Annotated in this window: 11 protein-coding genes; 9 read left to right on the forward strand and 2 right to left on the reverse strand. The window is 64.3% G+C overall.

Features of this window, described 5'->3' with window-relative positions; genetic code table 11:
* Positions 1 to 149: 149 nt before the first annotated feature.
* The 7 genes from DEM27_RS18020 to DEM27_RS18050 all read left to right on the forward strand — a co-directional run bounded on the left by DEM27_RS18020 (position 150) and on the right by DEM27_RS18050 (position 8,925).
* Entirely contained in the window at positions 150 to 1,265 is a 1,116-nt protein-coding gene (locus DEM27_RS18020) for a sugar ABC transporter substrate-binding protein (RefSeq protein WP_109459641.1), read from the forward strand.
* A 71-nt stretch (positions 1,266 to 1,336) separates the two neighbouring features.
* Positions 1,337 to 2,302, forward strand: a complete 966-nt coding sequence (locus DEM27_RS18025; RefSeq protein WP_109459642.1) for an ABC transporter permease — start codon at positions 1,337 to 1,339, stop codon at positions 2,300 to 2,302.
* An 8-nt stretch (positions 2,303 to 2,310) separates the two neighbouring features.
* On the forward strand, positions 2,311 to 3,816 hold the full coding sequence (locus tag DEM27_RS18030) for a sugar ABC transporter ATP-binding protein (protein ID WP_109459643.1): 1,506 nt from the start codon (positions 2,311 to 2,313) through the stop codon (positions 3,814 to 3,816).
* A gap of 8 nt (positions 3,817 to 3,824) precedes the next feature.
* A complete protein-coding gene (locus DEM27_RS18035; protein WP_109459644.1) occupies positions 3,825 to 4,766 on the forward strand; it encodes an ABC transporter permease in 942 nt (313 codons plus the stop codon).
* A gap of 10 nt (positions 4,767 to 4,776) precedes the next feature.
* Positions 4,777 to 5,811 (forward strand): zinc-dependent alcohol dehydrogenase, encoded by a 1,035-nt coding sequence (locus DEM27_RS18040; protein WP_109459645.1) that lies wholly within the window; start codon positions 4,777 to 4,779, stop codon positions 5,809 to 5,811.
* Between the two features lie 22 nt (positions 5,812 to 5,833).
* Entirely contained in the window at positions 5,834 to 7,330 is a 1,497-nt protein-coding gene (locus tag DEM27_RS18045; RefSeq protein WP_109459646.1) for an aldehyde dehydrogenase family protein, read from the forward strand.
* A complete protein-coding gene (locus DEM27_RS18050; protein WP_109459780.1) occupies positions 7,330 to 8,925 on the forward strand; it encodes a GMC family oxidoreductase in 1,596 nt (531 codons plus the stop codon). Before DEM27_RS18045 ends, DEM27_RS18050 begins: the two co-directional genes overlap by 1 nt.
* 51 nt (positions 8,926 to 8,976) lie before the next feature.
* On the opposite strand, the gene DEM27_RS18055 is transcribed toward DEM27_RS18050, so the two are convergent.
* Positions 8,977 to 9,795, reverse strand: a complete 819-nt coding sequence (locus tag DEM27_RS18055; protein WP_109459647.1) for an aldo/keto reductase — start codon at positions 9,793 to 9,795, stop codon at positions 8,977 to 8,979.
* Positions 9,796 to 9,920: 125 nt separating this feature from the next.
* Between DEM27_RS18055 and DEM27_RS18060 the strand changes: the two genes are divergently transcribed.
* Positions 9,921 to 11,492, forward strand: coding sequence for an acyl CoA:acetate/3-ketoacid CoA transferase (locus tag DEM27_RS18060; RefSeq protein WP_109459648.1), 1,572 nt, complete (start codon positions 9,921 to 9,923; stop codon positions 11,490 to 11,492).
* Positions 11,489 to 12,262 carry an enoyl-CoA hydratase/isomerase family protein gene (locus tag DEM27_RS18065; RefSeq protein WP_109459649.1) on the forward strand — a complete coding sequence of 258 codons (774 nt, stop codon included), beginning with the start codon at positions 11,489 to 11,491 and terminating at the stop codon, positions 12,260 to 12,262. Before DEM27_RS18060 ends, DEM27_RS18065 begins: the two co-directional genes overlap by 4 nt.
* A 438-nt stretch (positions 12,263 to 12,700) precedes the next feature.
* Here DEM27_RS18065 and DEM27_RS18070 read toward each other — a convergent pair whose 3' ends face one another.
* Positions 12,701 to 13,717, reverse strand: a complete 1,017-nt coding sequence (locus tag DEM27_RS18070) for an aldo/keto reductase (RefSeq protein WP_109459650.1) — start codon at positions 13,715 to 13,717, stop codon at positions 12,701 to 12,703.
* Positions 13,718 to 13,830 lie beyond the last annotated feature (113 nt).

The raw sequence follows: 13,830 nt of genomic DNA on the forward strand, positions 1-13,830 counted from the left end.
GCCCACTTGACGGCGATGGCAATAGTGCAGTAACTAGTTAGTGCGTTATTGGAGTGGCGCGCATTGCCGGGAGTGGGTTTCCGATTGTCGCGGGAGCCGGATTCGCCGCCATGCAGCAATGTTTTTTCAAACGGGAACCGGAGGAGCCAATGTCGACCTTTATCAAGGATTTCATCGAGCGGGAAACGATCAGCCGCCGCAACTTTCTCTTCGCCACGGCAGCCGGCCTCGGTGTAGCCGCAGTGCCGGGCGTTTTCGGACGGGGTACGGCTGCGGCTGCGCTGACGGATCCGGCGATCGCCTGGAGCTATCGTGACCGCGCATCGGCCTACTGGAACTCGGTCGTTTCCGGCGGCGAGGCCTTCGTGGAATCGCTCGGCAAGCCGAAAGGCGCGCTGGTCAGCCTGATCAACGAGGGCTCGACGGAAAAGTCGCTCGCCGACATCAAGGCCTTCCTCGCCAAGAACAACGGCAATTGCGCCATTGCCTGCGACCCGAACGACAGCCCCAATGCCCGGCCCGTCGTCGAGGCGGTGCAGGCGGCCGGCGCCTATATTTCGACGATCTGGAACAAGACCGACGATCTCCATCCCTGGGATTTCGGCGACAACTACGTCTCGCACATGACCTGGTCGGACGAGAAGCCGGCGGAAGAGACCGCCCGCATCCTCTTCGAAGCCATGGGCGGCGAAGGCGGTGTCGTGCATCTCGGCGGCATCGCGGCCAACAACCCGGCCGTCGAGCGTCTTGCCGGCCTCAAGAACGCGCTGAAGGATTTCCCGAAGATCGAGTTGCTCGACGCCCAGCCGGCGGACTGGGACACCCAGAAGGGCGCCGCGCTGATGTCCTCGTTCCTGACCCGCTACGGCGACAAGATCAAGGGCGTGCATTGCGCCAACGACAACATCGCCTACGGTGTCATCGAGGCGCTGCGCGCCGAGGGCATCGAAAATATGCCGATCGTCGCCTATGACGGCAATCCGGAAGCTGTGCAGATGGTTATGGACGGCCAGCTTCTCGCCACTGTTTTCACCAACCCGCATTGGGGCGGCGGCATCAGCGCGGCGCTCGCCTACCACGCGGCCATCGGCACCTTCAAGCCGTCCGAAGAGCCGAAGGAACACCGCGAATTCTATGGCCCGACGATCCTCGTCACGGCCAAGGACGCCGCCGAGTTCAAGGCGAAATATCTCGACTCGGTTCCGGCCTACGACTGGAAGGACTTCTGGGGGCCGTCGAACGGCCAGATCCAGTACAAGTCCTGAACCGGCCGGGCGGCAGCGCCCGCCGCTGCCGCCAGTTCCCCCTATGTTTTCCTGGAAGAGGGGTGTCTGACGTGACACGTCGTCTATCGCGCGAAACCTTGATCAAATGGGCGCCGCTGCTGGTGCTGATCGCGCTGGTGATCTTTTTCACCGCGCTCAATCCGATGTTCTTCTCGCTGCGGAATTTCGCCCGCATCGCGATTGCGGCGGCCCCGGCGCTTATGGTTGCGGTCGGCGTCACGTTCATCATCGTCATGGGGTCGATCGACCTTTCCATGGAAGGAACGGTTTCGCTTACCGCGGTTTCCTTCGCCTTCATCTTCGCCCAGCTCGGCGGCTCGCTCGCCGGTCTGGGCTGGATCGCCATTCCGATTGTGCTCGTCCTCGGCGGATTGATCGGGCTTCTCAACGGGCTGGTGCACGTGAAGCTGAAGGTTCCATCCTTCATGGCGAGCCTTGCCATGGGCTTCGTCGGCACGGGCGCCGCGGTCCTGCTGACCGGCGGCGATATCGTGAAGGTTGGCGATGCCGCGTTTCGCGGACTGCTCACGGTGCGCTGGCTCGGTTTCCCGCTGATGGTCTATGTCGCCGGCTTCTTCCTGCTCGTCGGCTGGTTCATCCAGACGCATACGACGCTCGGCCGTAATTTCTACGCGGTCGGCGGCGGCGAGGATCTGGCCCATGCCTCGGGCCTCAACGTCACCCGCGTCCGTATGGCGGGCTTTGCACTTGCCGGTGTCTTCTACGCTATCGCCGCGATCCTCGTCGTCGCTCGCATCGGACAGGCGGAATCCGTTACGGGCGCCAACTTCATGTTCGTGTCGATCACCTCGGTGGTCGTGGGCGGGGTGGCCCTCTGGGGCGGCATCGGCGGCGTGTGGAACGCGCTGGTCGGCGTGCTGATCGTCGGCGTCATCGACAACGGCATGGTCGTCATCGGCCTGCCCGATTTCCTCCAGGCCGGCGTGCTCGGCTTGCTCGTCATTCTTGCCGTCGTGCTTTCGACCGACCGCAAGATGGTTTCCTTCGTGAAGTGAGGCGCGCCATGTACGAGCTCAAAGCCGTCGACAAGAAATTTCCCGGCGTCCATGCGCTGAAAGCCATCGACTTTCATATCAAGCGCGGCGAGATCGTCGGCCTCGTCGGCGAGAACGGCGCCGGCAAATCGACCCTGATGAAGGTCATCTACGGCGCGTACCAGCCGGACGGCGGCCAGATCTTGATCAATGGATCGTCCGTGCGTTTCGCCAATCCACGGCAGGCGATGGAAAAGGGCATCGGGATGGTGTTCCAGGAACAGTCCCTGATCCCGAACCTGACCGTCATGGAGAACATCTTCCTCGGCTACGAGCGCCAGTTCGTCCGCTTCGGCGTGGTCGACTGGAAGGCCATGGCCAGGGCGGCGAAGGCCCAGCTCGCCAAGGTGAAGCTCGATATCGATCCGGCGACGGTGACGTCGAAGCTCTCCTTCGCCCAGCGCCAACTCGTGGAACTTGCCAAGGTGCTGACGCTGGAGGAGCGGGTGAAGGGCGATCTCGTCATCCTGCTCGACGAGCCGACCTCGGTCCTTTCGAAGGAGGAGGTCGAGCTTCTCTTCAAGCTTGTCCGCGAACTGACGACCCGTGCCTCCTTCATCTTCGTCTCGCACCGCATGGACGAGGTGATGGCGCTCTCGGATCGCATCTATGTGATGAAGGACGGCGAAGTGGTCGACGTCGTCGAGCGCGGCGGGGCAACGGCGGATGCCATCCAGCACAAGATGGTCGGCCGCAACGTCGACAAGCAATATTACCGCGAGCACCTGCAAAAGCCGTTCGATCCGTCCAAGGTGCTGGTCGAGATGGCGGGCGTCGGTCTCCCGGGGCGTATCCAGGACATCTCCCTGAAACTGCATGCCGGGGAGGTCCTGTGCCTCGTCGGCACGGAGGGGGCAGGTCGCGAGGCGATCCTGCGCACCATCTACGGCATGCTGACACCGGCGACTGGGCGCCTCGTCATCAAGGGCGCGGATGCCAACGGCTATTCTCCCCGCAATACGGTGGCCCACGGCGTCGGCTATGTGCCGCGCGAGCGCAAGATCGAGGGTATCGTCGCCGGCATGAACGTCTATGAGAACATGACGCTCTCGCAGATGAAGAACCATTCGCGCGGCGGCGTTCTGCGTGTTGCCGAGGAGCGGGCGCTGGCGCGCGACTGGATCAGGAAGCTGTCGATCAAGGCGCATTCCGAATTCGCCGATTGCGGCAATCTTTCTGGCGGCAACCAGCAGAAGGTCGTGCTTGCCAAGTGGCGCTCCGCCGGCTCAGACATCATGCTGCTCGATCACCCGACGCGCGGTCTCGACATCGGCGCCAAGGAAGACGTCTACGACATGGTCCGGGCGATGAGCGAGGCGGGCGTCGGCATCGTTCTGGTCGCCGATACCCTGGAAGAGGCCATCGGCCTTTCGCATACCATCATCGTCGTCAAGGACGGTCGCATCCAGACGCAATTCACCTGCGAGCCGGGCGCCAAGCCGACGCCCTACGACCTGCTGCACTACATGATCTGAGGGACAAGATGGACATTCAACGCTTCAAGCCGCACCTGCCCTGGATCACGCTTGTCGTGCTCGTCGCAATTGTCGGCATCAACGATCCGGGCTTCCTGCGCCCTTCGAACCTGCTCGGCATTGCCGGAGACATCGTGCCGCTGTTCATCATGGCGCTCGGGCTCACCTTCGCCATCTATATCGGCGGCATCGACCTTTCGGCGCAGTCCATGGCCAATATGGTGACGGTCATCGCCTCCGTCTACCTGGCGTCGATGGGGGCGTGGGTGGCGGTAGTCTGCGTGCTTGCGGGCTTTCTGCTCGGCGGTCTTTCCGGCTTCGTGACCACGCGGCTCTATGTGCCGTCGTTCATCTCGACGCTTGCCGTCGGCGGCATCGCCTTCTCGATAGCGCAATGGCTGTCCGGCCAGCGTGCGCTCAATATGGATGCGACGCAGCGCAACGAGACCTTCGGCTGGATGATCGGCCGTATCTGGGGCGTGCCGAACGAGTTGCTCATTGCTGCCGTTCTTGTTCTGGCCTGCCTCTTCATCGAGCGCCGCACGACGCTCGGCCGCGCCCTGAAGGCAGTCGGCGCGGGGGAGCTTGCCGCCGCCGCGTCTGGACTGAATGTCGCGCGTTACAAGATTCTCGCCTTCGCGATATCCGGCGCACTCGCTGCCATCGCCGGCCTGCTGTTCGCCGTCAAACTCTCCGGCGGAGCGCCGACGATCGCCAACGGCTTCCTGCTGCCGGCCATCGTCGCGGTGCTGGTCGGCGGCACGCCGCTGACGGGTGGGGTCGGAGGCGTCGTCAATACGGTGGTCGGCACGCTCATCGTCGCCGTCATCCGCGCCTCGATGCTCTATTTCGAGATCGATGCGACACGCCAGCAGATCGTTTTCGGCGTCGTGCTGATCGTCGCTATCGCTCTGACGATCGACCGCGCCAAGTTGCGCACCGTGAAGTGAGGGCGGGACCATGAACACCATGCGCGCCGCCGTCCTGACTGCACCGAAACGCTTCGAGATCCGTCAGGTTCCTGTGCCGGCCATCGGTCCGGAAGACGTTCTGGTGCAGGTGGCGCGCACGGGCATTTGCGGTACGGACATTCATATCTTCAACGGCCACTATGCCGCCGATCGGCTGCCGCTGGTTCCCGGCCATGAATTCTGCGGGACGATTGCAGAATGGGGGTGCAACGTGCGGCATCCGGCAGTCGGCGCCCGCGTCGTCGTCGACATCAATATCGGCTGTGGAACGTGCTTCTGGTGCCGGCGCAACGAAGTGCTGAATTGCGCCGAAGTCACCCAGGTCGGTATCGGCCGCGACGGCGCCTTCGCCGAATTCGTTGCAGTTCCCGCCCGCTTGGCGATCCCCGTCGTCGCCGATATCGCCGACGACGTGCTTGCACTCACCGAGCCGGTCGCCTGCGTGGTTCGCGCGGCGCGCAAGGCGCAGGTCGGGTTTGGCCAATCCGTGGTTATTTTCGGCGCCGGCCCGATCGGCAACCTGCATGTGCAGATGATGCGGCTTGTCGGCGCCGCGCCGATCATCGTCGCCGATCTTTCCGCCGATCGCTGCCGGATGGCCATCGAAGCAGGAGCGGACGCGGCGGTGTCCGTCCCTGCCGAACTCGAACCGACCGTGCGGAGAATGACCGGCGGGCGCGGGGCCGATCTCGTCATCGAGAGCGTCGGCAATCGAAAGCTCTACGGGCAGGCATTCGGCCTGGCGCGTCGCGGCGGCCATGTCGCCTTCTTCGGCATCACGCCGCCGGGCGAGACCGTGCCTGTCGATATCCTCAAGACGGTGCTGGAGGAGGGAAGCCTCAAAGGGTCCGTCGCCGGCATGGGCGAGGACATGCACGACGCCCTGACCCTGCTTTCGCACGGCCGTTTCCGCACGGCCGATTTCACCAAGGCAAGCTATTGCCTGGAAAATATCCAGGACGCTTTCGAAACCCTCGGCGACCGGCCGCGGGACCTGAAGACACAAATCGCCATCGCGGCGTAAATACTCGAAGTGGAGGTATCAGATGGACCAGAACAACCCGTTCCTTTCGCCCCCGACCGCGGCGCGCACCTTCGGCTTCTTCGTCGACGGACAATGGCGGGAGGGAGGCGAGCACTTCGAGCGCGCTTCGCCCGGTCACGGCACGCCCGTCACGCGCACCGTGCGATGCTCCGTCGATGATCTCAACGCCGCCGTCTGCGCCGCGCGGAATGCCTTCGAGGATCGCCGCTGGTCCGGTCTCTCCGGCGCGGGGCGTGGCGGCGTCCTGCTGCGTGCAGCCGAGATCCTGCGCCGCCGCCGCGACGAGATCGCCTATTGGGAGGCGCTGGAAAACGGCAAGCCGATCGCCCAGGCGCGCGGCGAGATCGATCATTGCATCGCCTGCTTCGAGGTCGGCGCCGGTGCGGCGCGCATGCTGCACGGCGACAGCTTCAACTCGCTCGGCGACGATCTCTTCGGCATGGTGCTGCGCGAGCCGATCGGCGTCGTCGGTCTCATCACGCCCTGGAACTTCCCGTTCCTGATCCTGTGCGAGCGCGTGCCGTTCATTCTGGCGTCCGGCTGCACGATGGTGGTGAAGCCGTCGGAAGTGACCTCCGCCACGACGTTGCTTCTCGCCGAGGTGCTGACGGAAGCGGGGCTTCCGGCCGGCGTCTATAACGTCATCACCGGCTCCGGCCGCGTGATCGGCCAGGCGCTTTCGGAACATCCCGATGTCGACATGCTCTCCTTCACCGGCTCGACGGCGGTCGGCCGCTCCTGCGTCCACGCCGCCGCCGACAGCAATTTCAAGAAACTCGGACTGGAACTCGGCGGCAAGAATCCGATCATCGTGTTTGCCGATTCCGACCTGGAGGACGCGGCCGACGGCGCGGCCTTTGGTATCAGCTTCAATACAGGACAGTGCTGCGTCTCGTCTTCGCGCCTGATCGTCGAGCGCTCCGTCGCCGCGGAATTCGAAAAGCTGCTGGTCGAGAAGATGAAGAAGATCCGCGTCGGCGACCCGCTCGATGGGGCAACGCAGGTCGGGGCAATCACCACCGAAGCGCAGAACGCCACGATCCTTGACTACATTGCCAGAGGCAAGGCGGACGGCGCGACGTTGCTGACCGGCGGCGGGGCGGTCGATCTCGGCCGTGGCCAGTATATCGCGCCGACGCTGTTTTCCGGCGTTTCCCGCGATATGGCGATCGCCCGCGACGAGATTTTCGGCCCCGTCCTGTGCTCGATGCATTTCGATACGGTGGAAGACGCCATCCAACTGGCCAATGACACCGTCTACGGTCTTGCGGCGAGCGTCTGGACGAAGAATATCGACAAGGCGTTGACGGTGAGTCGCCGGGTCCGGGCCGGGCGCTTCTGGGTCAACACGATCATGGCGGGTGGCCCCGAAATGCCGCTCGGCGGCTTCAAGCAGTCCGGCTGGGGGCGTGAGGCGGGCATCTACGGCGTGGAGGAATACACGCAGGTGAAATCCGTTCACGTCGAGATCGGCAAACGCACGCATTGGATCGCATGATGTCGACGAGCTATGATTATGTGATCGTCGGCGGCGGCTCCGCCGGATGCGTGCTCGCGGCGCGGCTGTCGGAGAACCCGGCCGCCCGGGTCTGCCTTATCGAGGCGGGCGGACGCGACAGCCATCCGCTCATCCACATGCCCGTCGGCTTCGCCAAGATGACGACGGGTCCGCTGACCTGGGGCCTGAAGACCGTACCCCAGAAGCATGCGAACAATCGCGAGATCCTCTATGCGCAGGCCAAGGTGCTCGGTGGCGGGTCGTCGATCAATGCGGAGATTTTCACGCGCGGTGTTCCGGGCGATTATGACCGATGGGTCGAGGAAGGCGCGGAAGGCTGGGGCTTCAACGACGTCCGGAAATATTTCCTGCGCTCGGAGGGAAACTCGATCCTTTCCGGCGACTGGCACGGGACGGATGGGCCGCTTGGCGTCTCGAACATCCCGGAGCCCCAGCGCACGACGCGGGCCTTCGTGCAGAGCTGCCAGGAGGCCGGAATCCCCTATAATCCCGACTTCAACGGGTCCGTGCAGGAGGGGGCAGGCGTCTACCAGACGACGACGCGCGACAACCGGCGTTGCTCGGCCGCCGTCGGTTATCTGCGTCCGGCTCTGAAGCGGTCGAACCTGACGGTCGTTACCGGCGCGCTTGTGCTCCGCGTCGTCTTTCAGGGGCGCCGAGCGGTGGGCGTCGACTATCAGGTCGGCGGGCAGCGCAAGACAGCGCGGGCGGAAAGCGAGGTGCTTCTGACCTCCGGCGCGATCGGGACGCCGAAGCTGATGATGCTCTCCGGCGTCGGGCCGGCTGACGTACTGCGGAGCCACGGCATCGAGGTGGTGCAGGACATGGCCGGCGTCGGCCGGAACCTCCAGGACCATTTCGGCGTCGACATCGTCGCCGAACTGAAGCACCACGACAGCCTCGACAAATACAACCGGCTGCACTGGTCCGTCTGGGCGGGCATCCAGTATGCGCTTTTCCGATCCGGTCCGATCACCTCCAACGTCGTGGAGGGCGGAGCGTTCTGGTACGGCGACAGGACGAGCCCGACGCCCGACCTGCAATTCCACTTCCTGGCGGGCGCGGGAGCGGAGGCGGGCGTGCCGAGCGTGCCGAAGAGGGCGTCCGGCATCACGCTCAACTCCTACACGCTCCGGCCGAAGTCGCGCGGGACCGTGACCTTGCGCTCGGCCGATCCGCGCGACCTGCCGGTCATCGACCCGAACTTCCTCGCAGACCCCGAGGACGTGCGGATATCCGCCGAAGGCGTGAAGATCAGCCAGGAAATCTTCAGCCAGCCGTCCCTGCAGAAATACATCAAGACGCTGCGCTTTCCCGATCGCGATGTGCGCACGCACGAAGACTACGTCGCCTATACGCGCCAGTACGGTCGCACATCCTATCATCCGACCTGCACCTGCAAGATGGGCCGGGACGAGATGTCGGTGGTCGATCCGCAACTGCGCGTCCGCGGCCTGGACGGCATCCGGATCTGCGACAGTTCCACGATGCCGAGCCTCGTCGGATCCAACACCAATGCGGCGACGATCATGATCGGGGAGAAGGCTTCGGATATGATCCGCGGCAATGCCTGACCGCCACGGATGCGAATATGACAAGGGCGGCTCTCGGGCCGCCCTTTTGCGTCAATCCCATTCGGGAGCCCAGGGCAGTTGGCCCGCCTTGATGATGCGATAGCCGGTGGCGTTCAGGGCGTCGATCCTCTCCATGTCGATGGAGGACAGCGTGAAATCCATGATGTCGAAATTCGCGCGGATATTCTCCGGTTTCGTCGACATGGTGTTGAGCGGCACGCCTTTCTGCAGGATCCAGCGCAGCACCACCTGCGCGGCGGACTTGCCGTAGGTTCGGCCGATTTCGGCGAACAGGCCATGCTTGAACACTTCGCCGCGGGCGATGGATGCGTAGGAGGAGAGCGGGATTCCCGTCTCCGACGCCGCGGCGAGGAGTTTGCGCTGGTCCACCAAGGGGTGGAACTCCACCTGGTTGGTGACGAGCGGTTCATCGATCACGGCGCGCGCCACATGCATCATGCGCGCGGTATAGTTGGAGACGCCGATGGCGTCCGCAAGGCCTTTTTCCCTGGCCGATTGCAGCAGGCGCAGGGAGGGCGCGACATCCCCGTCCGCCGGTGGCCAGTGCAGCAGAAGCGCATCGACACGATCGACCTGGAGTGCCTTCAGGCTGGCTTCGACGGAGGGCAGGAATTTTTCCTCGCAATAATTGTCCGGATGCACCTTGGTGGTGATGCAGAGATCGTTGCGTGCGATGCCGCTCGACGCGAGCGCGGCGCCCGTTTCCGCTTCGTTGCCATACATCTGCGCCGTGTCGAAGGCCCGATAGCCGGCCTCGATCGCTGTGAGGGCAGCCGCGCGGAGCGCGTCGCCCTTGAGCGGATAGGTGCCGAAGCCACGCTGGAAACTCCCTTGGAAATAGATGGTCATGCGCCCTCCTGGGTGGGTGGTGCGAGCGTTGCACGAGCGATGAATATCGCACTTGCCTGATCGCTCCGTTCGTGTTTAATGTATAACTAGTTAGTTACTTAATGCAATGGGAAACGGAGATCGAGATGCGCAAGGTGAAGACTGCGGAGGAAGCGGCCAGGCTCGTCGGAGATGGGGCGGTCGTGGCGGTCAATTCGTCGTCCGGGCTCTGCTGCCCCGACGCGGTGCTGAAGGCGCTCGGCGAGCGCTTCGATCGCGAGGGCCATCCGCGCGGCCTCACATCCGTCCATCCCATTGCGGCGGGCGATTTCTTCGGCACGCGCGGGGTCGATCATATTGCCAAGCCCGGCATGCTGGTGAAGATCATCGGTGGCTCCTATCCCTCCGGGCCGAGCAATGCCGAGCCGCCGCTCGTCTGGCAGATGATTTTGAAGGAGGAGCTTGCCGCCTGGAACGTGCCTTCCGGCATCGTCTTCGACATGCTGCGGGAAGGGGCGGCAAAACGTCCCGGCGTGCTGACCAAGGTAGGCATGGAAACCTTTGTCGATCCGGACCAGGACGGCTGCGCCATGAACGCCAGCGCCCGGGCCGTGCCGCTTGTCAAGCGCGTGGAGTTCGAAGGCGAGGACTGGCTGCACTTCCCGGCCATCCGCCCCGATGTCGCGATCATCCGGGCAACCACCGCAGACCAGAACGGCAACCTGACCTTCGAACACGAGGGCGCGACGCTGGGCGCGATGGAGATGGCTCTTGCCGCGCGCAATTCCGGCGGGCTGGTGATCGCACAGGTCAAGCGGGTGGCGGCCAACGGCACCTTCCGGCCGCATGACGTGCGCGTTCCCGGCATTCTCGTCGATGTCATCGTCGAGGCGCCCGACCAGTTGCAGACGACGGCGACGCAATACGATCCGGCGATTTCGGGAGAGTTGTTCCGGCCGCTCGAAACCTTCCGCCTGCCGGCGCTCGACATCGGCAAGGTGATCGCACGCCGGGTTGCGCGGGAACTGAAGGCGGACTGGGCCGTCAATATCGGCTTCGGCATCTCGGCCAACGTGCCGCGCATCCTCATCGAGGAAGGGCTGCACGGCAAGATCACCTGGGTTATTGAACAGGGCGCCGTCGGCGGTGTGCCGCTGCTCGATTTCAAGTTCGGCTGCGCCTCCAATGCCGAGGCCTTCGTCGCCTCGCCGCACCAGTTCTGTTATTTCCAGGCCGGCGCGTTCGATTGCTCCCTGCTGTCCTTCCTCGAGATCGATGCCGAGGGCTCGGTCAATGTCAGTCGGCTGGCGGCGACGCCACACCGTACCGCCGGCGCCGGCGGCTTCGTGGATATCACCTCGCGCGCCAAGAAGATCGTCTTCTCCGGCAATTTTAATGCCGGTGCGAAAATGCGCATCGAAGACGGCCGGCTGGTGATCGACAAGGAAGGCCGCATCGCCAAGTTCGTGCCGAAGGTGGATCAGGTCAGCTTTTCCGGCAAGCGCGCCCGCGCGCAGGGGCAGGATATCACCTATGTCACCGAGCGCTGCGTCATCCGGCTGGAGGAGGACGGGCTGGTCATCACCGAAATCGCCCCCGGCCTGGATCTCCAGCGCGACGTTCTCGATCAGGCGGCAACGCCGCTGCGGGTTTCCGGTTCGTTGAAGACGATGGACGAAGCGCTTTTCCGCGCCGAGCTGATGGGGCTCGTGCTTTGAGCGATGCGCGCATCGAGCTTCGCGTCGAGGAGCGGATCGCGCATCTCACTCTTCGCCGCACGGAAAAGCTGAACGCGCTCGACGACGCCATGGTGGACGCATTGTTCGACGCCTGCCGCGCCATCGAGCGTTCGCAGGCGCGCGTGGCCATCCTGACGGGCGAGGGCAGCAGGTCCTTCTGTGCCGGCGGCGATATCGAGGCGTGGAGCCGGCTTGACGCTGAGGGCTTCTCCCGCCGCTGGCTGCGGGACGGTCATGACGCCTTCGATGCCCTGGCGCGGCTATCCGTGCCGCTGATTGCGGTGCTGAACGGCCATGCGCTCGGCGGCGGGCTGGAACTTGCGGCGTGCGCGGATCTCCGCATCGCCGAGGCGCATGTGACGATCGGCCAGCCGGAACCCGGTCTCGGCATCATTCCCGGCTGGTCGGGCACGCAACGGGCTTCGCGGCGTTTTGGCACGCAGCTTGTCCGGCGCATGGCACTGTTCGGCGAGGTGTTTTCCTCCGAAGAGGCGCTCGCGCTCGGGCTGGTGGATCGGATCGTCGCGACAGGCGAAGGCGCGGCGGCAGCGCAAGTTGCCGCGGCGCGCGTGTTGCAGCGGTCTCCCCGTGCGACGGAACTCACCAAGATGCTGGTCAACGCCGCCGAAGGCGAAGAAAGGGAGCGGGTGGTCGAAGCTCTTGCAGGCGCCGCAGCGGTCTCTTCCGAGGATCTGGCGGAGGGGCTTGCGGCCTATCGGCAAAAGCGCCCGGCGCGTTTCGGGCAATGATTGAGCCCGTCGGACGTGGGATACAAAACCAGGCGGCAAAGAATTCGTAGCCGATCTTTTCGATGCGGCAGTCGAGGTTGCGGGGCCGGGGACGGCGCTCCGCGCTTGTCTTGCGGCCCGACCGCGCGGGTGGACCGTCGTTATCGGTGCAGGCAAGGGGCCGCGCCACTCGCGGCAGCCTTCGTCGAGGGCGGGAGCATGCAGCGTTTGCGGGAATTGGGCTCGGACCATCTGCCTTGCCGGCCGGCACCGATGGCTGGACAGCTTTCCAGCGGCTGGGAGACCCTGTTGTCGCCGGTCCAACGGGAATGCCAACGACTCCGGGCCATTCTGATCCGATAGAGCATGTCCGGAAAATGTGCGCGACGGCTTTGCTGGAAATGCGCAGGACAGGAATCTCCACCCGCGCCGCTTCCGGCGGCGCGGGTGGACGGAGCTTCAGGCCGGGACGGGTGCGTCCTCGCGCAGCAGGCCGTTCTTCTTGAGATCCGCCCAGAAATCGGCCGGGATCGGCTGCGAGAACCATGCAAGGTTCTGGTCGAGCTGTTCCATTGTGCGCGTACCCGCCATGAAGGAGGGGACGGCCGGATGGGCGACGACGAACTGCAGGGCCGCGGCGGCAAGCGGCACGCCATGGTCTGCGCAGACGGTCTCGATCTTCGCCACCTTTTCCATGATTTCGCGCGGGGCCGGCGCATAGTTGTACTTCGCGCCCTCCCTTGCTCCGGTGGCGAGGATGCCCGAATTGAAACCGCCGCCCACGACGACGGCAGCGCCCCGCGCCTCGCAGAGTGGAAGAAAGCTGTCAAGCGCCTCCTGTTCCAGCAGGGTGTAGCGGCCAGCCAGCAGGAAGCAGTCGAAGTCACGCCGCGTGAGAGCTTCATGGCAGACTTCCCATTCATTGACCCCGACGCCGATCGCCTTCACCACCTTTTCCGACCGCAGCCGCTCCAGCGCCCGCCATGCGCCGTCCATTGCCTGCTCGAACACTTCCGGCTGTTCACTTCCGCGCGTGAAGACGTCGATGTCGTGAATGAAACACATGTCCATGCGCTCCAGCCCCAGTCGCTGCAGGCTATCCTCGAAAGCGCGCATGGTGCCATCGTAGCTGTAGTCGAAATGCGTGGTGAAGGGGGCCGCGTTCGTCCATGGCGAGAAGTCGATGGTCTCGCGCTTTGCCGGGCGCAGCAGCCTGCCCACCTTGGAGGCGAGAACGAAATCGTCCCGCTTCTTCCAGCGAAGCGCATGGCCGGTGCGCAACTCGGCAAGGCCATGGCCGTACATCGGCGCGCTGTCGACGAAACGGACGCCCGCCTCCCAGGCGCGCGTAAACATCGCTTCCGACGTCGCCTCGTCTATCTCGCGGAAGATATTGCCGAGGGGCGCGGTTCCGAAACCGAAGGCGGTCACCTCCAGATCCGTCCGCCCGAATTTGCGCTTTTGCCCTGGCTGCATGTTTCTCCTCCATAAGTAACCATTTGGTGCATAATATGCATGCGGGAAGCCCCTGCGCAAGCGCCTCCGCATCTCCTCGATATTTTTCCATCTTGACGGCCGCATAATTCGGC

The organism is Rhizobium album, assembly GCF_003122325.1.
Taxonomy (GTDB): Bacteria; Pseudomonadota; Alphaproteobacteria; order Rhizobiales; family Rhizobiaceae; genus Metarhizobium; species Metarhizobium album.

Coding starts and splice junctions, on each gene's coding strand:
- DEM27_RS18020 (WP_109459641.1), top strand. CDS start 150: ATGTCGACCTTTATCAAGGATTTCATCGAGCGGGAAACGATCAGCCGC.
- DEM27_RS18055 (WP_109459647.1), bottom strand. CDS start 9,795: ATGACCATCTATTTCCAAGGGAGTTTCCAGCGTGGCTTCGGCACCTAT.
- DEM27_RS18070 (WP_109459650.1), bottom strand. CDS start 13,717: ATGCAGCCAGGGCAAAAGCGCAAATTCGGGCGGACGGATCTGGAGGTG.
- DEM27_RS18060 (WP_109459648.1), top strand. CDS start 9,921: ATGCGCAAGGTGAAGACTGCGGAGGAAGCGGCCAGGCTCGTCGGAGAT.
- DEM27_RS18035 (WP_109459644.1), top strand. CDS start 3,825: ATGGACATTCAACGCTTCAAGCCGCACCTGCCCTGGATCACGCTTGTC.
- DEM27_RS18045 (WP_109459646.1), top strand. CDS start 5,834: ATGGACCAGAACAACCCGTTCCTTTCGCCCCCGACCGCGGCGCGCACC.
- DEM27_RS18040 (WP_109459645.1), top strand. CDS start 4,777: ATGAACACCATGCGCGCCGCCGTCCTGACTGCACCGAAACGCTTCGAG.
- DEM27_RS18050 (WP_109459780.1), top strand. CDS start 7,330: ATGTCGACGAGCTATGATTATGTGATCGTCGGCGGCGGCTCCGCCGGA.
- DEM27_RS18030 (WP_109459643.1), top strand. CDS start 2,311: ATGTACGAGCTCAAAGCCGTCGACAAGAAATTTCCCGGCGTCCATGCG.